Source organism: Embleya sp. NPDC008237, from assembly GCF_042956465.1.
Lineage (GTDB): Bacteria > Actinomycetota > Actinomycetes > Streptomycetales > Streptomycetaceae > Embleya.
Window position 1 is genome coordinate 437,461 of sequence record NZ_JBIBGL010000004.1, and the last position, 19,669, is coordinate 457,129.

Annotated in this window: 19 protein-coding genes and 1 pseudogene; 14 read left to right on the forward strand and 6 right to left on the reverse strand. The window is 71.0% G+C overall.

Going from position 1 to position 19,669, the window contains the following annotated elements; genetic code table 11:
* Nucleotides 1-2 precede the first annotated feature (2 nt).
* From ACFZBU_RS12425 to ACFZBU_RS12435, 3 genes are all read left to right on the forward strand, one after another.
* Nucleotides 3-2,303 carry a peptidase domain-containing ABC transporter gene (locus tag ACFZBU_RS12425; protein WP_391583464.1) on the forward strand — a complete coding sequence of 767 codons (2,301 nt, stop codon included), beginning with the start codon at nt 3-5 and terminating at the stop codon, nt 2,301-2,303.
* Between the two features lie 32 nt (nt 2,304-2,335).
* Nucleotides 2,336-2,548, forward strand: coding sequence for a hypothetical protein (locus tag ACFZBU_RS12430; protein WP_391583465.1), 213 nt, complete (start codon nt 2,336-2,338; stop codon nt 2,546-2,548).
* Nucleotides 2,549-3,028: 480 nt separating this feature from the next.
* A complete protein-coding gene (locus ACFZBU_RS12435) occupies nt 3,029-3,487 on the forward strand; it encodes an SRPBCC family protein (protein WP_391583466.1) in 459 nt (152 codons plus the stop codon).
* A gap of 90 nt (nt 3,488-3,577) precedes the next feature.
* Here the strand turns inward: ACFZBU_RS12435 and ACFZBU_RS12440 are convergent, their stop codons facing one another.
* The 4 genes from ACFZBU_RS12440 to ACFZBU_RS12455 form a co-directional block, all read right to left on the reverse strand.
* Nucleotides 3,578-3,736, reverse strand: coding sequence for a hypothetical protein (locus ACFZBU_RS12440; RefSeq protein ID WP_391583467.1), 159 nt, complete (start codon nt 3,734-3,736; stop codon nt 3,578-3,580).
* Nucleotides 3,737-3,891: 155 nt separating this feature from the next.
* Complete coding sequence (locus ACFZBU_RS12445; RefSeq protein ID WP_391583468.1) at nt 3,892-5,565, reverse strand: acyl-CoA dehydrogenase family protein; 1,674 nt, start codon at nt 5,563-5,565, stop codon at nt 3,892-3,894.
* Nucleotides 5,562-6,203 carry a TetR family transcriptional regulator gene (locus ACFZBU_RS12450; RefSeq protein WP_391583469.1) on the reverse strand — a complete coding sequence of 214 codons (642 nt, stop codon included), beginning with the start codon at nt 6,201-6,203 and terminating at the stop codon, nt 5,562-5,564. Before ACFZBU_RS12450 ends, ACFZBU_RS12445 begins: the two co-directional genes overlap by 4 nt.
* Before the next feature lie 95 nt (nt 6,204-6,298).
* Nucleotides 6,299-6,868 (reverse strand): CGNR zinc finger domain-containing protein, encoded by a 570-nt coding sequence (locus ACFZBU_RS12455; protein ID WP_391583470.1) that lies wholly within the window; start codon nt 6,866-6,868, stop codon nt 6,299-6,301.
* 39 nt (nt 6,869-6,907) lie between these two features.
* Here ACFZBU_RS12455 and ACFZBU_RS12460 point away from each other — a divergent pair, with 39 nt between their 5' ends.
* From ACFZBU_RS12460 to ACFZBU_RS12510, 11 genes and pseudogenes are all read left to right on the forward strand, one after another.
* Nucleotides 6,908-7,867, forward strand: coding sequence for a DMT family transporter (locus tag ACFZBU_RS12460; protein ID WP_391583471.1), 960 nt, complete (start codon nt 6,908-6,910; stop codon nt 7,865-7,867).
* Between the two features lie 267 nt (nt 7,868-8,134).
* On the forward strand, nt 8,135-8,596 hold the full coding sequence (locus tag ACFZBU_RS12465; RefSeq protein ID WP_391583472.1) for a MarR family winged helix-turn-helix transcriptional regulator: 462 nt from the start codon (nt 8,135-8,137) through the stop codon (nt 8,594-8,596).
* A gap of 86 nt (nt 8,597-8,682) precedes the next feature.
* A pseudogene (locus tag ACFZBU_RS12470) lies at nt 8,683-8,793 on the forward strand (VOC family protein); the annotation flags it as partial.
* Between the two features lie 106 nt (nt 8,794-8,899).
* Nucleotides 8,900-9,403, forward strand: a complete 504-nt coding sequence (locus ACFZBU_RS12475) for an indole-3-glycerol phosphate synthase (RefSeq protein ID WP_391583473.1) — start codon at nt 8,900-8,902, stop codon at nt 9,401-9,403.
* Nucleotides 9,404-9,435: 32 nt separating this feature from the next.
* Complete coding sequence (locus tag ACFZBU_RS12480; RefSeq protein WP_391583474.1) at nt 9,436-10,596, forward strand: hypothetical protein; 1,161 nt, start codon at nt 9,436-9,438, stop codon at nt 10,594-10,596.
* Nucleotides 10,597-11,260: 664 nt separating this feature from the next.
* Complete coding sequence (locus ACFZBU_RS12485) at nt 11,261-12,574, forward strand: ATP-binding protein (RefSeq protein WP_391583475.1); 1,314 nt, start codon at nt 11,261-11,263, stop codon at nt 12,572-12,574.
* Complete coding sequence (locus ACFZBU_RS12490; RefSeq protein ID WP_355535719.1) at nt 12,571-12,972, forward strand: roadblock/LC7 domain-containing protein; 402 nt, start codon at nt 12,571-12,573, stop codon at nt 12,970-12,972. The genes ACFZBU_RS12485 and ACFZBU_RS12490 overlap by 4 nt, the downstream gene beginning before the upstream one ends.
* Complete coding sequence (locus ACFZBU_RS12495; RefSeq protein WP_391583476.1) at nt 12,969-13,337, forward strand: DUF742 domain-containing protein; 369 nt, start codon at nt 12,969-12,971, stop codon at nt 13,335-13,337. Before ACFZBU_RS12490 ends, ACFZBU_RS12495 begins: the two co-directional genes overlap by 4 nt.
* Nucleotides 13,318-13,926, forward strand: coding sequence for an ATP/GTP-binding protein (locus ACFZBU_RS12500; RefSeq protein ID WP_391583477.1), 609 nt, complete (start codon nt 13,318-13,320; stop codon nt 13,924-13,926). Before ACFZBU_RS12495 ends, ACFZBU_RS12500 begins: the two co-directional genes overlap by 20 nt.
* A gap of 158 nt (nt 13,927-14,084) precedes the next feature.
* Nucleotides 14,085-15,314 (forward strand): cytochrome P450, encoded by a 1,230-nt coding sequence (locus tag ACFZBU_RS12505; protein ID WP_391583741.1) that lies wholly within the window; start codon nt 14,085-14,087, stop codon nt 15,312-15,314.
* Nucleotides 15,315-15,562: 248 nt separating this feature from the next.
* Complete coding sequence (locus tag ACFZBU_RS12510) at nt 15,563-16,816, forward strand: cytochrome P450 (protein WP_391583478.1); 1,254 nt, start codon at nt 15,563-15,565, stop codon at nt 16,814-16,816.
* A gap of 67 nt (nt 16,817-16,883) precedes the next feature.
* On the opposite strand, the gene ACFZBU_RS12515 is transcribed toward ACFZBU_RS12510, so the two are convergent.
* Both ACFZBU_RS12515 and ACFZBU_RS12520 read right to left on the reverse strand, forming a co-directional pair.
* Nucleotides 16,884-17,642 carry an enoyl-CoA hydratase/isomerase family protein gene (locus tag ACFZBU_RS12515; protein ID WP_391583479.1) on the reverse strand — a complete coding sequence of 253 codons (759 nt, stop codon included), beginning with the start codon at nt 17,640-17,642 and terminating at the stop codon, nt 16,884-16,886.
* Nucleotides 17,643-17,989: 347 nt separating this feature from the next.
* Complete coding sequence (locus ACFZBU_RS12520) at nt 17,990-19,609, reverse strand: alpha/beta hydrolase (RefSeq protein WP_391583480.1); 1,620 nt, start codon at nt 19,607-19,609, stop codon at nt 17,990-17,992.
* Nucleotides 19,610-19,669 lie beyond the last annotated feature (60 nt).

Here is a 19,669-nt window from a genome sequence, read left to right on the forward strand (position 1 = left end):
GCATGCCGAAGTCCCCACCCACCACGGGGAAGACGCCGCCGCGCCATCGGCCGGGTCGGGTCACCGGGGTGGTCGCCTGGGTGATCGCGAGGCTGCGGCGCCGGACCCGGCGCGTGCCACTGCGCCAGCAACTGACCGACACCGAATGCGGCATCGCCTGCCTGGCGATGATCGCCGGATTCTTCGGTCGGCACACCACCACCGCGGACGGCCGAAGGCTGCTGGAGGCCGGTCGGGACGGCCTCTCGATCGGCAGGTTGATCGAGGTCGCCGGCGAACTCGGGCTGTCCGCCCGCGTCGAACGGGCCGATCCGGCGCAACTGCCGCCGGGCCCACTGATGTTGTTCTGGCGCGGACGGCACTTCGTGGTCCTGGAGCGACGCTCGGCGAAGTGGGCCCACATCGCCGATCCGGCCGACGGGCGCACGCGCATATCGCACGAGGAATTCGCCGCCGACTACAGCGGCATCCACCTGCGCCTCACCCCGCGCCCCGACTTCACCCGCCGGCTCGGGCGGCCGCGCGACTGGCCGATGGTGCGCTACCTGCGGGACGTCCTGGCGGTTCCCGGTACCAGGGGGCCGATGGCGGGCATCCTGCTGGCCTCGGCCGTACTGCAAGGCCTGGGCCTGGCCCTGCCGTTGGCCACCGCCTACGTGATCGACACCCTGCTGCCGGACCGGCGAACCGACCTGTTGCCCCTGCTGGCCGCGGGGGTGGCGGTCGTCGCGCTCGCCCAGGCCGTCACGGCGCTGACCCGCGGCTGGGTCGTGGTCACCCTTCGCACCCGGGCCAACGCGGTGCTCACGCCCGGCTTCATGACGCATCTGCTGCGCCAACCTCTGTCGTTCTTCCTGCGCCGCTCGCGCGGCGATCTGCTGTTGCGGCTGGCCAGCGTGACGACCGCGCGCGAGGCGCTGACCGGTCAGCTGCTCATGGTGGCGCTCGACGCCTCGATGCTCGGCTGCTACCTGATCGGGCTGGCCGTGCTGGCACCCGAGTACGTCCTGGTGACGCTCGGACTGGGCGGACTGCAACTCGCCGTGATCATCGGCAGCTACGGGCGCCAGGGCAGACTCTCCCAGCGGGAGTTGACGGCGATGTCGCGTGAACAGGGCTATCTGGTCGAGACGCTCGACGCGGTGCTGCCGGTGAAGGCCAACGGAGCCGAGGGTCGGGCGCTGCGCCGGTGGCGGACGCTGTTCGAGGTGCACCAGCAGGCGAGCCTTCGCCGCGGGCGTACCTCCGCCGCCGTCGACGCGGCGTTGGGCACACTGCGGGTGATCTCGCCGCTGGTCCTGTTGACCGTCGGGGTCGGGCTGGTCCTGGACGGCGCGATGCAGGTCGGGGTGATGCTCGCCGCCAACGCGGTCGCCATCGCGGTGTTGGAGCCGTTGAACTCGGTCGCCACCGCCGGTCAGTCCCTGCAACTGGTCAGGGCGCAGGTGGAACGCATGTACGACGTGCTGGACTCGGAACCGGAACGCAGCGGGGAGGAGCCACTCCCGGGCCGCAGTCCCATCGGCGTCGAGCTGAGCGGGGTCACCTTCGGCTACGACCGCGAGGCCGCCCCCGTGCTGAACGACATCGCACTCACCCTGCCCCCCGGCCGCAAGATCGGGGTCGCCGGGCGCACCGGTTCGGGCAAGAGCACGCTCGCCCTCCTCATGCTCGGACTGCTCCTGCCCGACCGGGGCACGATCCTGCTCTCCGGGGTCCCGCTGGAACGCCTGGACCTGCCTGCGCTGCGAACGCATTGCGGCGCCGTGCTCCAGGACCTGTCGCTGTTCGACGGCAGCATCGCCGACAACATCGCGCTCGGCAGCCCCGAGTCGACCCGGACCGAGGTGGAGCACGCGGCCGTGCTCGCGGGTCTGCACGAGGACGTACGGCGCATGCCGATGGGCTACGAGACCAACGTCGGCGAGGGCGGCATCGCGCTGTCCGCCGGGCAGCGGCAGCGGGTCGCACTCGCCCGCGCGCTGGTGCACCGCCCCCGGCTGCTGATCCTGGACGAGGCGACCAGCCACCTCGACCCGGCCACCGAACGTGCCGTCGACGCGGCCCTGAACCGGCTGGAGATCACCCGGCTGGTCATCTCCCACCGGTTGTCGGCCATCGAGAACGCCGACGAGATCGTCGTGCTCGACGCCGGCCGGATCGTCGAACGCGGCCGGCACGCCGACCTGCTCGCCCTGGGCGGGCACTACGCCGACCTGTTCGGCCCCCGTTCCGCCGGAGCGCCGGAAGGCCCGGCCCGCTCCGGAGGCGACGGCGCGACCAGCGCCGTTCTCACACCCTGAGGTACTCGCATCCCGAGAAGGAAGGACCGTCCATGAACAATCCGAACGACATCGACGACCTGATCCGCGCCTGGAAGGACGAGGACCGGCGCGAGGAACTGCCCGGCCTCGTCCACCCTTCCGGTGACATCGACCTCACCATGATCTCCGGCGGCGACGTGCACACCGGCAAGTTCGCCCGCAGCACGTGGCTGTTGTCCGGCCCGCTCTGCGCGACCGTGTCCTTCGCGGCCGGCTGCTGGTAGCCGACCCGATCGACAGGCACGGGCGGCCTCCCGGCACGGAGGGAGGCCGCCCCGTGTCGCCGAGGGCGCTCGTGTGCCTGTTCGTACCGGGCCCGGAGCCGACGAGGCGGGCGATGCCGTGCTCGCCGGACTTCCAGGAGCCGGTGAACGTGGGCACCGCGATCGCACAGGGGGAAGGAAGCCGCTGCGATTCGGTCGCGGCGGCAGGTCGCGCTCCACTTCGCCCGCAGGGGCATCGGCCGGGGGGTGCATGCCCGGCGGTCATACATCCGGGCCACACACAACGAAGTCATATGGCGACACTCAGTGCCCCGTCGGGTGAATGGTGACACGTGCAGCTCGACGTGTGCGCGGAGCGTATCGATTCGCCGCTTCGGGGCGTGCGAGGCGTGGGCGCCGGAGCGCTCGACTTCGTTTGGGTGCGCACCCGTCGGGCACGCGGCAGTTATCCGGTCCGTCCGACCGTGGGAGGTGAACGGTATGGCCGTCGTGACCGAGTCCGTCGAAGTGGACGTCCCGCTGCACACGGCATATCTCCAGTGGACCCGGTTCGAGGATTTCCCGCAGTTCATGGACGGGGTCGAGGAGGTGGTTCGGCTCGACGCCCACCACCACTACTGGAAGACGTACACCGGAGGCGCGACCCGCGAGTTCGGCACCGAGACCGTCGAGGAACTGCCGGACGAACGTCTGTCCTGGCGCACGGTCTCGGACGAGCCCCGGCAGCATGCCGTCGTGACGTTCCGGGCGGTCGACGCGGCCCACACCGCGGTGAACGTCGTCACCGAGGTCGAACCCGAAGGGCTCGCCGAACCCGAGGACGGCGTACCGCCCTTCACGGACACCCGAGTCAGGGCGGATCTGCTGCGCTTCAAAAAACTCGTCGAGGCCCGCGAGAAGCACGGCAACGCCGAGCGCAGCCGGATCGCCCCGGACTGACGCCGGTCCACGCCGAAGCCGGCCCTCTCAAGGTGGCAGGCCGGCCGGCCTTCCCGTGGCCGGACACCCGGGCTCCCGCACGGGCTGCGGCTATACGGGCTGCGGCTCGGGCTCCGGTTCCGGATCGGGGTTGGGCGGTACCGGTCCCGGGGGCGGCTCCGGCACCGGCACGGGTACCGGGTCGGGATCCGGCAGGGGCGACGGGCGCGGCGGGCGGGTGTCCGGGTCCACCGGCATGGGGATGGTCATCGCGTTCACTCCCTCGGGTCGCTCGCCCAACGGCCTACCCGGATCCGGCACTATGATTCATCCACGCCGATCCTCCCCGTCGCGGGCGGCGCGCGGATCCGTCCGGATCCCGCGGTCGGCCCGCTCGACCGACAGCGGTGGTTGCGGGTCGCGCGTCAGTCCATCCGCCCCGGCAGTCGGTCCAGGATGGGTCCCAGGTCGAGCCCGCCGGGCAGGGTGCCGAACGCCAGACCTCGGTCGGGGGCCAGTCGGGAGGCGCAGAACGCGTCGGCGACCGCGGCCGGGGCGTGCCGCACCAGCAGGGAGCCCTGGAGGACGAGGGCCATCCGTTCGACCAGGCTGCGGGCCCGCAGTTCGATGTCCGGGGTCGGCGCCAGGTCGGCGCGAAGTGTGCGCCAGGCGGTGTCCAGGCGGGCGTCCGCGCCACGGGCGGCGTCGATTTCGGCGGCGAAGGCGGCCAGGGACTCGGGTTCGCGCCGGAGGGCGCGCAGGACGTCGAGGGCCTGGACGTTGCCGGAACCCTCCCAGATGCCGTTGAGCGGCGCGTCGCGATACAGCCGCGGCAGTCCCGAGGCTTCGTCGTATCCGTTGCCGCCCAGGCATTCCAGTGCCTCGACGACGGCCACGGGTTGGCGCTTGCACACCCAGTACTTGGCCACCGCGGTGGCCGTCCGCAGGAAGGCGCGTTCGTGGTCGTCGCCGCGCTGTGCCCGGTCGACGGCGCCGGCGACGCGCAGGGCGAGCGAGCTCGCGGCCTCCGACTCCACACCGAGGTCGGCGATCACGTTGCGCATCAGCGGCTGGTCGATCAACGTGCGGCCGAACACCGAGCGGTGACGCACGTGATGGGCGGCCTGTGCGAGGGCTGCGCGAATGCCGGACGCGGAGCCGAGGACGCAGTCGAGCCGGGTCATGGTGACCATGTCGATGATGGTGCGTACGCCGCGGCCCTCGGCGCCCACCGGCCAGGCGACGGTGTCGTCGAACTCGGGCTCGCTGCTGGCGTTGCTGCGGTTGCCGAGCTTGTCCTTCAGGCGCTGGATGCGGAAGGTGTTGCGGCTGCCGTCGGGCAGCACGCGGGGTACCAGGAAGCAGGACAGGCCGCCGGGCGTCTGGGCGAGGACCAGGAACAGGTCGTTCATCGGGGCGCTGGTGAACCACTTGTGGCCGCGCAACCGCCAGGTGCCGTCGGCGTGTTCGATGGCGGTCGTGGTATTGGCGCGTACGTCGGTGCCGCCCTGCTTCTCGGTCATCCCCATGCCCGCGAGCAGGCCGCGCTTGGACGCGGGCGCGCGCAGCCCGGGGTCGTAGCTGCGACTGGTGAGCAACGGCTCGTACACCGCGGCGAGTTCGGGTGCGGCGCGGAGCGCCGGGACGACGGCATAGGTCATCGAGACGGGGCAGCCGTGTCCGGCCTCCGGGGTGGTCCACACCATGAAACCGGCCGCGCGGGCCACGTGCGCGCCCGGGCGGGGGTCGGCCCAGGGGGCTCCGGTCAGTCCCTCGCGGACCGCGACGTCCAGCAATCGGTGGTAGGCGGGATGGAATTCGACCTCGTCGATGCGGTTGCCGTAGCGGTCGTGGGTGTGCAGGACCGGCTCGCAGCGGTTGGCCTGCTCCGCCCATGCCTGGACCTCCGCGCTGCCGGCGAGCCGTCCGACGCGGTGCAGGTCGGTCTCGTACCAGTCGGCGCCCTCGCGTCGGATGCCCTCCAGCAGCACCGGGTCGTCGGCGACGTCGTGCCCCACCAGCGGCGGGGGCTGGTTGGTGACCTCGTGGGTGCGGGCGGTCGGGTTGCTGCGCGGCGGGGGTGTTGTCGGCACGGTCATCGGGAGCCTCCTGGAGGGACGGAACGCGCGTCGACGCGGGCGCCCGCGCAGCGCAGCGACATGGCGATCAGTTCGGCGACGAGGTCCTCGACGGCCTCCCGGGCGGGTGCCGCCAGAGGGTCGACCAGGACCTCGCCGATCGCGCCGGTGAGCGCGGCGGCGGTGATCTCCGGGTCCTGTGCCGGCATCAGCCCGGTGGCCATGCCCTCGCGGACCACCTGGGCGAACAGTTCCCGGTAGCGGCGGCGGAACTCCAGCCGCTGCTCGCCCACGGCGGGTTCGGCGGGCGCGGCGAGCAGGGCGTGGGCCAGGCCGCGCCGCTCCAGGGCGCGGCGGGCGAACACCGCGACGCCCTGCGCGAGCCGCTGGGCGGCGTCGCCGTCCCCGTCCTGCAGGACCTTGCCCAGGACCTCGACTTCGCGTCCGGAGGCCCGGCGGAACACCTCGACCGCCAGGGCGGCCTTGGACGGGAAGTGCTGGTACACGGAGCCGGCCGACATGCCCGCCGCGGCGGCCACCGCGGTCACCGAGGCGTTGGCCCAGCCGACGTCGGCGACCACGGTGGTGGCCTGTTCGACCAGGTGTTCGCGGGCCGCGGCCAAGCGGTCCTGCTCGGCGGGTGTCTTGCGGTAGGCCATACAAGCAGTGAACCAGCATTCAGAGCTTCGGATCAAGGCCCGCGCGGACGACACGCCGCACGGCGGACACCTCCGTGGGTGCGCGGCGTCTGCCGTCACGCACCCCGGTTCGACCGCCCGTCCGAGGGCCGACGGGCGCCGAGGCGGGCGCGGTAGGCGGCCACCGCGTTGCGGTTGGCGCAGGCGGTGCTGCAATAGCGGCGGGAGCGGTTGCGGGTGAGGTCCAGGACGATGCCCCGGCAGCCCTGGTCCGCGCACAGGGACAGGCGGGACAGCTCGTCGACGCGCACCACGTCGGTCATGGCCATCGCGGTCTCCACGACGACGCGGGTGGCCAGCGGCGCGTCCGAGGACACCGCGTGCAGGTGCCAGTCCTGGTCGTCGTGACGGACGAGCTGCGGGAGGGCGTGGGCCTCGGCGAGCATCGTGTTCACCAGTCCCGCGGCGCCTTCCCGATCGGCGGTCAACAGGTCGCGCAGGACCGGCCGCAGCGCTCGCAGGCTCGCGAGTTCGGCGGCATCGCGGTCCCGGCGCCCGGTGTAGCGGTGCTCGGTGTACCACGCGTCCAACTCCCGGACGGTGGTGAGGGTGTCCGACCCCACCGCGCTGTTGGCCAGCGCCACGGCTGCCTGCAGGGCGGACTCGGTGTCATGACCAAAAATCATTTTGACATCTTACATCCAGCCCTCCTACCGTCATGGTCTATGACCCATGTTGCCGATGACGCACCGCTCGTCCGCACCTCCGCCGGCGACGGAGGCGGCGGTCTCTTCCTCGCCCTCGTCTCGGCGACGGCCTTCGGCATGTCCGGGTCGTTGGCGCGCGGACTGCTCTCGACCGGCTGGAGTCCGGGAGCGATCGTCCTGGCCCGGGTCGGCATCGGCGCGCTCGTCGTGGCACCGTTCGCGGTCGCTTCCCTGCGCGGACGGTGGCGGCAACTGCGCGCGCAGGCCCGCACCGTGCTGGTGTACGGCGTACTGGGCCTGGCCGGGGCGCAGTTCTGCTTCTTCTCCGCGGTCGCCGCCATGGACGTCGCACCGGCACTGCTCATCGAGTACACCGCTCCGGCCGCCGTCGTGGTGTGGTTGTGGGCGCGTCGTGGTCAGCGCCCGCGGCCGTACACCATGGCCGGCGCCGGCCTGGCGGCCGTGGGCCTGATTCTGGCCGTCGACCTGATCTCCGGCGCCGACCTGGCCTGGTCGGGCGTGGCCTGGGCGCTCGCGGCGATGGTGGGCCTGACGGCGTACTTCCTCATCGCGGCGGACACCGACACCGGCCTGCCGCCCGCCGCCCTGACCGGTGCAGGGCTCGCGGTCGGAACGCTCGCCCTCGCCGCCCTCGCGGCCGTCGGACTGTTGCCGATGCACGCCGGCGTCGAACCGGCCGGCTACCGGATCGGTGACGTGCCCTGGTGGCTGCCCGTGCTCCTGCTCGGCCTGGTCACCGCCGCCTTGGCCTACACGACGGGAACCGCGGCCGGCCGCCGACTCGGCTCACGCACGGCCTCGTTCGTCGCGCTGTTGGAAGTCGTCGCCAGTGTGATCTTCGCCTGGTTGCTGATCAACGAGACACCAACCCCCTCCCAAACGACCGGCGGCCTCCTGATCATCGGCGGCGTCACCCTGGCCAAACTCGACGACCGACCGTCTCGCGAGACGCCCTGACGGCCCGATCAGCCGATTCGGCTCCGGACAACGAGACCGAACACCCGGACGACATGCCGACATCGGCGGCCCGGATGCCCGGTTCGGCATCGACGAGAGCGTCCCGAACGTCGTCGAGACCCTCGACGCCCCGCGGGGCACACCCGGCCTGCACTGCGTCGACCGTCTCGGCCGCGCGGTAGCGTGGTGAACGCGGCACCACAGCACGCCGGCACGTGACGCGGCGGCTCGGACCGCGCAGCGTGAGGGACGCGGGAGAGACCACCGATGGCAGCCACTTCGAAACGATCGGCCGAGCCCGGCCGGGAGGCCTGGGCCCTCATGCACCGGTTCGTCGAAGCCCACAACCGCCGGCGCGAACTCGCCGACGCGCTCGGGTTCCGCCTCGGCGGCGGCCGCGGCAAAATCCTCTTCCAACTCCGCGACGGGCCGAAAACCCTCAGCCAACTCGCGGACGCCAACCGCCTCGACGCCCCCTACGCCACCCTCGTCGTCGACAAGCTCGAAGCCCACGGCCTCGTCGAACGCCGACCGCACCCCGACGACCGCCGCCGCAAGCTGGTCACGCTCACGGACGCCGGGCACGACGCCATCGCGACCGCCGACGCCATCCTGCTGCGCCCGCCCCCGGCCATCGACACCCTCCCGGCCGAAGACCTGGGGCAACTCACCGAACTCCTCACCCGCCTCCTCGATGCGGACGAAGCCAAGGCAAAAGCCGAGGAGTGACCCGGTGGGCAACGCGGTCGCGTGGCACCTCGCCTCCCGGCGCGCGGCCGACGATCGACTCTCGGGTGTCCACGTGAACCGACGGGCCCGGGAAGCTCCGACTGCACATCGACGTCAACGCCACCGATCGCGACCGGGACGCCGAGTCGGAGCGGCCGCTCGCCCTCGGCGCCCGACCGCACGACACCACGGGAACAGCGACGCGCCGGTCCCGACCTCGCCGAAGGTCGGGATCAGCCCATCGGTGTCGCTATCGTTACTCCCCGTCCGCGCCGGTTCGGGTGCGCCGAGGGAAGGTCCGCCGTGATCACGAGCGTCCTCATGGTCGAGCAACCGTTGTCCGTGACAGATGTCGACTTCGTCACGACCCTCCACGACGAGCAGATCTCGTTCGTCGTCCTGATGAACCCGCGAGGCGCGGAGGACCGACTCCTGCGCACCATCGACGATGTCGCCCTCGGCGAGCTGGAAGAGGCGGTCCACGAGGGCGACGAGCCCGAGGGCGAGGAGGCCCGCCGGCCCGCCGCCCTCGCGCTCGAACACACGCTCCGACTGCTGCGCGAGGCCGGCTCCGAGGCCGTCGGCCAGGTTGTCGACGGCCACCCGCTGGATCTCCTGCGATCCGTCGTGGACCAGGTCGGCGCCGACGAGGTGATCGTGTTGACCGCCCCGCACCTGGTCGAGGAGTTCTTCCACCGGGACTGGGCAAGCCGGGCCCGCCACAAGGTGGGCGTCCCGGTCCTCAAGCTCTACGCCCACAGCGAGGACGAGCAGGGCGAACAGGGCGAACAGGGCGAACAGGAGTAGTCCGAGGTGCCGCGCACGGGGTGGGACGGACGTTGACCACACGGCGGCAATTCGTCGGCGGCGTCGGCACCGTCGGTGCCGTGACGTTCCTGGGCGGCGGTCGAGCCGCAGCGGCGGAAACGAGTGCGGCCGATCCGGGGACGGACCCGGCGCGGCAACTCCGCGCCCGCAATGCGATCTTCGCGATCGACGCCGACACGCAGACGCACTACGACGCGCTCCGGGCCGAACTGATCAGGCATCTGGGCCCGGTGGTCATCGTCCGGAACGACGACCGGGGCGGCCGGTACACCCTGATCCACAACGGCGAGCAGGAGTCCCTGCACCCGGTGTCCGAGGTATTCGAACTGGCCAAGTCGATCGCCCATGCGCCGCTCGGCATCTACTCGATCATCGCGCCGTATCTCGGTCGTCGGATCCCGGAACTCCCCGGCTCCGAGCGCCTGGACCGGCACGACGTGGACATGGTGGCGTTCAAAGGGCCCGGGACGACCGACTGGGTCGCTCCCCTCCAGTCGTTCGCCGCCACCTTGACCGTCGCCCGCCGGCAACTCGGCGACGCCGACATGCCATCGGAACTCGAGGCATCGAGCACCCGGATCCTCGACGCGTCGCTCGGGTTCGTCGAAGAGTCGGTACGGCGACGCTCCTTCGACATGACGTCGTTCGAGAACTACACGAGCCGGTTGACCGACGACATCCCGACCAACCTCGAACATGCGGCGCGGGCCCAGATCGAGGGTGTCGAAGCGCTCATGACGCGCTGGCGGGACAAGGTCGGCGCGGCGGACTGGCCCGGCCTGTACGTCGTCGTGTTGTCGATCTGGACCACGTCCGCCCCGAACCAGAATTCGATCATCGTCAAGCGTTTCATGGACCCCGCGACGGCCGACTCGCACCTGATCGACCTGCAGACCGCCCAGCCGCCCGCCGACCCCATCCACGTCGCCCTGGACAACCTCGCCCGGATCGTGCAGGACAATGTCGCGGCCGAACTGGTGTTCCCGCTCGACCACCGTCTGGCGGACGCGTTGAAGGGGCCCGCGGATCTGGTGGCGCCGGCGATCCTGACCCGACTCGCCTGCCCCTACCGAACCGGGACCGCAACAAGGAGCACCGCCGGCGCATCTCCCCGGCCCGACCCGGCCGGGAGCCGGTCGAGCCACGCCGCCTCCGACCCCGCGCGCGGGTAGGGCCGGCAGGGCCGATGAGAACGTCGGCGACGTACCCCCCTCGCCGGGCGTCGTCGCCGAACCGCCGGACCCTCGAAGCCCCCGAGATCCAATGCCTCGAACCTCCGCCCCACGTCGAGAAGTTGTGTCGGTCAGGCCGCCAATGCGTGAACATCCTCACAACGCCTCCTTGCCCTGCCCCTCGACCCGGGCCGTCGGCGTCCGGTGGGCGGACGCCCGCGCCGCCGCGCCTTTCGCGACGCGCCGGCGTGCGGGCGGTCGCAATGGTCGCAATGCTCCGAATGACCCATGCATTCAAGCCATTTCCCACGTTCGTCCGGTCGTGTTTTCGAATACTCGCCCCGGGCACCCGGCACATCGAATTCAGGCGCCATGGCTCGATATACCGGACATATAACTCGATCCCGGGAATGGTCACCCAGCTGTAGTCGGCGCGAAAGAAGAAGTGTCGGCGCCGCCCGGAACGGGGAAGTCGACGCCACTACACTCGCTACGCCCCATCGACGAGAGAGCAGCGGAGAGTGATACGTGCAGCGGGCGGGTCGCGCTTTCCGCGATGCGCCGGACGGAGACCGGGCGACGTGCCTCGCGCACCCGGACGACGCCGAAATCGACTCGCTGCGCGCGCCGTTGCCCGCCTGATTGCGCGACGAGGACCGTGGGAATGAACTTTGTACAGGACCCCGCACTCTGGTACGGGGTGGCCGGCACCTGTGCTGCGGCCGTTTATGTGGCCCGCAGCCGAATAACCGTCAAGGACCTGAGGGAGAGGAATCGCCTGCTGGCCGAGGACGTGCGCATGCGCGACGACGAACTCGACAACGTCGTCCGGGTGCTGCTGCCGGCTCTGGTCGAGACCGGGGAACGACTCAAGGGATCGCTTCTCCGTCACGAGGAACTACGCGCCACTCCCTACGCGCACAACATCGAGACGGTCGTGGAGATGTTCACCACCGCCGTCGAGGACGCCCGCGATCGTGCCGACCACTCGGCCAAGAACGCGCTGAAGGCCGCCATGCGCACGCTTCAGGCGCTGGCCGGCGAACAGCAGTTGGCGATCTCCGACATGCAGAACAACTATGTCGACGCGCAACTGCTCCAGGATCTCCTGGCGATCGACCACATGAACTCGCAATTCGGCCGCCGCGCCCAGGTCATCGCCGCCCTCTGCGGCGGCTGGACCGGACGCCAGCGCGCCGCGGCGCCGCTGTACGACGTCATGCGCGGCGCGAAGGGCCGCATCCGCGACTACCTCCGCGTGGAGATCCGGATGCAGTCCAACGTCGCCGTCATCGGCCGGGCGGTCGAGCCGGTCGCCCTCGCGGTGGCCGAACTCCTCGACAATGCCGCCAGTTACTCCCCGCCGCACACCACCGTCGAGATCAACTTCCAGACCGTGCCCAACGGGGTGTGCATCATGGTCGACGACGCGGGCGTGGGCATGCACGAGGAGGCCCGGCAAAGCGCGGCCCGCTACCTGGGCGCCACCGAGCCGGTCGGCATCACCCGCCTGGGCCACCCGCCGCAGTTCGGCTTCCCCGTCATCGGCATGCTCGCCGCCCAGTACGGCTTCACCGTCTCGGTGGACACCCGATCGCCCTACGGTGGCATGCGCGCGGTGGTGATGCTCCCCTCCGAACTGCTCACCACCGCCGTCGACGCGGACCCCGCCCCGGTCCCCGCGCAGCGCCGCGTCACCCGCGCCCCCCGTGCCGCGGCCGCGCCCGCGGAATCCCGGCCCGCCGCGCCCGCGACCACCGCTCCCGTCGCCGACGAAGGAACCGCCGCCCTGGACGGAGAACTGCCGCAGCGCCGCCGCCGGGCCCCGCTGCCGGTCGACCGCACGCACCAACCGGCGCCGACGGACGCCCCCGACCGATCGGACGCGGAGACCGCGGGGCTGATGGGTGCGTTCCTGCGCGGAACCCGCTCCGGCCGCGTTCCCGAGACAGACGAAAAAGGGCAAGAAAACCGATGAACAACGACCTGGCCTGGATTCTCAACGACGCCCTCAAGGTGCCGGAGGCGCGGCACGCCATCCTGCTGTCCGCGGACGGAATATTGCGCGCGCATTCCGACGGGATATCTCGGGACGAGGCCGATCGGCAGGCCGCGGCGCTGTCCGGACTGCAATCGATCAGCCGGAGCACGGCGGAGTTCATCGGTGATTCCGAGACGCCGTGGCGCCAGACGCTCGTCGAGTTCGGTGACGGGTTCATCTTCCTCGTGGCGGCCGGCCCCGGCGCCTATCTGGCTGTATCGGCCACGCAGAACGTGGACATGGAGATCATCACGTTCCGCATGCAGCAGCTGGTTCGCCAACTCGGAAAGGAATTGACCAGCCCGCCCCGACGGAATGCGGATCATTCGGTATGACCAACGATCGCACGGCGAAATCCGACGCCCCCGACTTAGTGCGCCCCTACGTCATCACCCGCGGCCGCGGCCACCCGACCCGCGAGGGTCTGGACCTGGTCAGCCTGGTGATCGCGTTGCCCGGCGACGAGTCCCCACACATCCTTGACCCCGAGAGCACCCGCCTGCTCGCCCTGTGCCGCGGCGGGATCCTCTCGGTCGCCGAGGTCGCCGGACACCTGAAGCTGCCCATCGGCGTGGTCAAGGTGCTGCTGTCCGACCTCATGGACACCGGCCTGGTGGCCACCCGCCGACCCATCCCCGCCGCCGAGCTTCCCAAGGCCCAACTTCTACAGGAGGTGCTCGATGGGCTCGCCCGTCTCTAACGGCGCCGCCACCGACGTCTACCTGGCCGACTCCGTCAAGGTCGCGGCGAAGATCCTGGTGGTCGGGCACTTCGCCGTCGGCAAGACCACTTTCGTCGGCACGATGTCGGAGATCCGTCCCCTCAGCACCGAGGAGACGATGACGCAGGCCGGCGCACACGTCGACGACCTGACGGGCGCGGGTCGCAAGACCACCACCACGGTCGCGCTGGACTTCGGCCGACTCACCCTCAGCGACCGACTCGTGCTCTACCTCTTCGGCACGCCCGGGCAGCAGCGCTTCGCCCAGGTGTGGAAGGACATGACCCTCGGCGCCCTCGGCGCGATCGTCCTGATCGACCCACAGCGCTTCGACCAATCCTTCGACGTCATCGGCCTGTTGGAGGAGTACGACGTGCCCTACGCCGTCGCCGTCAACCGGTTCGACGGCGCCCTCGAACATCCCCTGGAGAAGCTGCGCGCCGCGCTCGACCTGTTGCCGGAGACCCCGTTGGTCACCTGCGACGCCCGCGACCGCGCCTCCTCGACCGAGGCCCTGATGGCCCTCGTCCGCTACCTCCAGCTCCGGGCATCCAAGGAACTCGCGTGAACACTGGCCCACTCGACCGTCCGGCATCCTCGTCCGGCGATCACCCCACACCGCCCCCGGGCTGCCCCGCCCACCACGCAGGCGGAGCGATCCCCCTGTACGACAAGGCGTTCTCGGCCGACCCGCGCGCCGCGTACGAACACCTGCGCCGCCAGGGCGTGGCCGCGCCGGTGGAACTGGCGCCCGGAGTCGACGCGATGCTGGTCACCGATCACGCCGCCGCGCTGCGCGTCCTGCACTCCCCCGAGTTGTTCGCCAAGGACCCACGACGCTGGCTCGCGCTGGCGGACGGTACGGTCCCCGCCGACAGCCCGGTCGTGCCCATGATGATGCACCGCCCCAACGCCCTGTTCTCCGACGGCGCCGAGCACCTGCGGCTGCGCCAGGCCGTCACCGACAGCCTGGACCGGATCGACCCGTACCAGCTGCGCCGCTTCGTCGAACGCAGCTCGGACTACCTGGTCGACCAGTGGTCCGGCGCCGGCACCGTCGATCTGCTGAACTCCTACGCCAAGACCCTGCCGCTCCTGGTGTTCAGCGAACTCTTCGGCAGTCCTCCCGAGTTGGGCGACCGCCTGGTCGCGGGCATCGCCGGCATCTTCGACGCCGTCGGGGACGCGGAGGCGGCCGACCGGATGCTCACCGGCGCCCTGATCGAACTCGTCGCGCTCAAACGCGAACAGCCCGGCGCCGACGTCACCTCCTGGCTGATGGCCCACCCCAACCGGCTCACCGACGAGGAGATGATCCATCAACTCGTCATGCTCATGAGCGCCGGTACCGAACCGCAACGCAACCTGATCGCCAACGGATTGCGGCTGATCCTCTCCGACGAGCGCTTCTCGGTCAGCCTGTTCGGCGGCGGGGCATCGGTGGAGGACGCACTCGACGAAGTGTTGTGGACCGACCCGCCGATGGCCAACTACGCCGTGCACTACCCGGTGCGCGACGTCGACCTGGCCGGCGTCCCGCTCCGCCGGGGCACCCCGGTGGTGATCAGCTTCGCCGCCACCAACAGCGACCCCGCGCTGTTCGCGAACGGCCGCAGGCCCAACAACCGCTCCCACCTGGCCTGGAGCGCGGGACCGCACGCCTGCCCGGCCAAGGATTCCGCCTGGCTGATCGCCACCGCCGCGATCGAAAAGCTGCTCAACCGCCTGCCCGACCTCGAACTCGCGGTCCCGGTCTCGGAGTTGGACTGGCGACCGGGCCCCTTCAACCGGGCGCTCACCGCGCTGCCGGCCCGCTTCACCCCCGTCGCGCCGCGCAGTGCGGCCCGGCCCGCCGATCCGGCACCCGCACGCCCCGCCGCCCCCGAGCGGCCGGACCCCGGCGCGCGCAAGGGCGGAGTGTGGAGCTCGTTCCTGAACTGGTGGCGAGGCCAATAGCCGCACCCTGACCCGCCGCCCGGGCGGGCCGCACCCACCGCCGGGACCCGCCGTGGCCCGGGAGACGCGCGTCTTTCGGGCCCGTCGCCGATGCCCACGGGCGGGGCGTTCGACATGCGTGCCGAACACCCCGCCCGACAACCGCAGACACCCTTCACCGTCGGTCGCCCACACCCGGGGCGGCCGATCGATCAACGCTGTGTCGAGTCGTCGTCAGCCGACCTCGTGTCGAGCCAGAAGGAGCCGTCGTGCAGTCTTCAGCGCCCACCACCGTCATCGACAGCCGAAGTGTCGTCGCCCTGTTGTCCCGGCTGCGCTCCGTGGCCGGCCAGGCGGATCCCCTGCCGCTGTACGCGAGTCTACGCGAGATGGGCGAGGTGGTGCCCGCGCCCTGGGGCGGCTTCCTGGTGACCGGTCACCGTGCGTGCGACGAGGTGCTGCGCAGCCCCGACTGGCTCGCCCTGGACCGGGCGTGGCGGGCGCGGCAGACGGAGGGCTCGCGCTGGTCGACGCCGTCGTCCCGCGAACTCGAACAGACCCTGGTGGCACTCAATCCGCCGGAGCACACCCGGATTCGCAGGTCCGTGAACAACATCTTCGACCGCGGCACCCTCGAAGCGCTGCGCCCGACGGTGCAACGAGTGGCGAACACCCTGCTCGACACCCTGATCGAGCAGGCCGGGGACACCGACGCGGACTTCGCCGAACTCGTCGGCGAGCAACTGCCGGTGGCCACCGTCGGACACTGGCTCGGCCTGCCGCCGGAGGACTTCGACCTGCTCCGCGCGCTCACCCACGCGCAGGCGTACGCCCAGGAGTTGTTGCCCACCAAACGGCAACTCCTGGCGGCGGACGACGCCATCCGGGGGTTGCGCGAGTACTTCACCACGCTGATCGCGCGCCGCCGCGCCGACCCCGGCGACGACGTGATCTCCGGATGGCTGCGCGCCTGGGACGCCCTCGAACCCGATCGCGAACTCGCGGACGAGAACGTCTACTCGCTGGCCATGTTCGTGGTCATCGCGTCCCTGGAGACCACCTCCACGCTGCTGTCCACGATGATCTGGACCTTCGACCGGCACCCGGCGCAGCGGGCGTGGCTGCGCGCGCACCCGGCGGCCCTGGCCGATGCCGTCGAGGAGGTCTTCCGCTACGACCCGCCGATCCATGTGACCACCCGCCACGCGGGCAGGGACCTGATTCTGGCCGGTGTGCCCATCGCCCGCGGCGAGGTCGTGCACACGATGCTGGGCGCGGCCAATCACGATCCCGCCCTGACGCCCGACGCCGGCACCTTCGACGTCTCGCGCCGGGCCCGGCACATCTCCTTCGGCGGCGGCATCCACTACTGCATCGGGGCCGGCCTGGCCCGCCTGGAGGCCGGTGTCCTGCTGGAAACCGTCCTGCGTCGCCTCCCGGCGCTGCGGGTGGTGGCACCGCCCACCTGGGAGCCCCGGCTGGCCTTTCGTCGGATCACCCTGATGCCGGTGAGCGTGCGCTGAGCGATCGGCCGGCGGGGGGGGGGGGGGGGGCCCGGCCCCCCCCCCCCCCCCCCCCCCCCCGCCGGCGTCAGCGCGCGGTCCCGGCGCCCAGGAACGCGGACAGGAAGTGGCCGTCGAGCATGGACAGATCACCGAACCGGTCGCCCCGGCTGTAGGCGTTCATCAGCGTCTTCGACGCGTGCAGTGCCGCGACGGGCCTACGGATCACCGGCTTGACCCAGCGGCTCACCGCGCCGTCGAGTTCCTCGGCCGGCACGACCTGATGCAGGATCGACAACCGGTGCGCCGTATGGGCGTCGAACGCGTCGGCGGTCAGCACGAGTTCGCGGATCCGGGCGGCACCGACCTCACCGATCAAGCGGGCCATCGCCCCACCCCACGCGGTCGGCAGTCCCAAGGCCAACTCCGGCATCCGAAACCGTGTCCCGGTGTCGCCCACCCGCAGGTCGCAGAAGATCGCCAGAGCCAACCCGGCCCCGACCACCTGACCGTGCACCCGGGCGATGGTGACCGGATCGGCCGCGGCAAACCCCTCGCACACCGACCGTGCCTTGTCGCCGATCCGGCGCACGGCCGGTCCGCCGGGGTCCTCGGCGGCCAGCCGCAGCAACTCGCCGCGGTCACCGCCCAGGCAGAAGGAATCGCCCTCCCCCGACAGCACGAGCACGCGCACGTCGGTGCGCGCACGCAGGTACGAGAGCACCGCCAGGAGGTCGTCCAACATCTGCTCGTCGAGCGCGTTGCCGACCTCCGGCCGGGCCAACCGCACCTGCAACACCGCCCCTTCGAGGCTGGTGCGCACGGTCTTCAGATCCAGCGAGTCCACGAACGTGGCCCCTTCCGGTCATGGGAAACGCCGCCGCACCAGCGCGGAAGCCCCGTCGATCACCAGATCGTCGCATTGATGATCACGACTTGAGGAGCCGAATCCACGCCATTCGACGGCTCCCCCGGGGCGTCGACGCCCCGCCGCGCACGGCCGGTCGACCGGCGTCGATCGCAGGATGTCGGTCGACCACGACACACAGTGCCTGGCCTACTCCGTAGTGCATTCGCGGCGCCGCGATCGCCGCGGGCGAAATGTCGCCACAGCACCGCGGAAGTCGCTTCCGGACCCCTGGAAGCGTGCATTCCACGCCCCCCGTGCCGGCTGAAACCATCCGTTGCCGGCCACTAGCGAAGCACGCCGCGGACGGCTTCGGGGTCGGTGGGCGGGAGCGGAGTGGCCGCGCCGGCGGTCCTGGCGGTGAGCGTCGGGGTCACGTAGACGGGGGTGGGATCGGCCTGGGGGGCACACGTCTTGGCGATGCGGCCACCGCCCCTGGGGAGGCTGCCGTCGCGGAGGTACGCGGTGAACGTGTCGTCCAGGCAGGCGTTGCCGTGGAACAGGATCTCGTGGAAGCTGCCGCCGGTCTGGACGACCAGCTTGGAGCCGGGCAGTGCGTCACGCATGGCCAGTCCGCCCTCGTACGGCGTGGCGGCGTCCTCGGTGGCCTGGAAGAGCAGGACGGGCGGCAGGCCCTTGCCGGTGATCTTCATCCGACCCGCCGGGTTGCCCTGGCCCGGCCAGAACATGCAGGCCGCGTTGTACCACATGTTGTTGTAGGTGTAGAAGGGCGCGGTGGCGTCGACCCTGGCCTGGTCCTTCTTCCAGAACTCCCAATCGCGCGGCCAGGCGTTCTCGTTGCACTGCGCCGCGTTGTACGCCGGGAAACCGGCGTCGTCGGTGCCCGGCGCCGCGTAGCGGTTGTACGCGATGTTCAGCGGTCGGGTGTCGTGTTGCGTGACGTAGGCGGAGAGCACGGTGGCCATCCTGGGCCAGCGCAGGAAGTTGTAGCCGCCGCCGTAGAAGGTGTCCTCGAACTCGGCGGGGCCGATCTTGCCGGGGGCCGGGGCGGCGTCCACCGGTTCGGTCCGCAGGGCGGCCTCGACCCGGTCGTACGCCCTCTTGACGCCGGCTGCGTCGGTGCCCAGGTGGTAGACCGAGTCGGCCTTGGCCGTCCAGTCGGCGAAGGCGTCGAAGCGGCGCTGGTGTTCCTTGTCCTGGAGGATGTTGTGGTCGTACCAGGGGATGGTCGGGCCGACGATGCTGTCCAGCACCATGCGCCGCACCCGCGAGGGGAAGAGCTGCCCGTACGTGGAGCCCAGCGAGGTGCCCCAGGAGCCGCCGTAGAAGTTGATCTTCGGGGCTCCGAGCGCCCGCCGGATGCTGTCCATGTCGCGTGCGCTGTCGACGGTGGTCATGTGCGGCATCAGCCAGGACCAGTCGGCCGCGCAATCGGCGGCGTACCCGGCCGCCTTCGACAGCCAAGCCTTGGAAGTGCCCTGATCTACCCGGTAGTCGGGCCGCGGGCCATGGAAGTACTCGGCGTCGCAGACCACATGGGGTTCGCTGCTGTTGGTGCCGCGCGGGTCGAAGCCGATCCAGTCGTAGGTAGAGGCGACGTCCTGCGGGATCTGCCCGGAGATGAAGGCGGGCATCCACAGCCCGGAGTTCCCGGGGCCGCCGGGATTGAGCAGGATCGGACCCTGCTGCCTGTGCCTGGGCGCGGTGGCGGGAAGCCGGTTCACCGCGATCTTGATCTTGGGGCCGTGCGGGTTCGCGTAGTCCACCGGCACATCGAGCATCGCGCACTGCAGCGCGGGCGTGGTGGCGTCGTTACAGGAGCTCCAGACGAGTTTTCCCTGCCCGGTGTCCTCGGGGCCGGCGGAATCGGGTGCGGCGCCGACGGAGGCTCCGCTGAGGGCGACGAGTGCCACGGCTGCCGAGAACAGGGCTATGACTTTTCTCATGCACGCATGATGTGACATGTGAAATTGTATCGCCGCTCATACGGATCGGACGTTACCAAG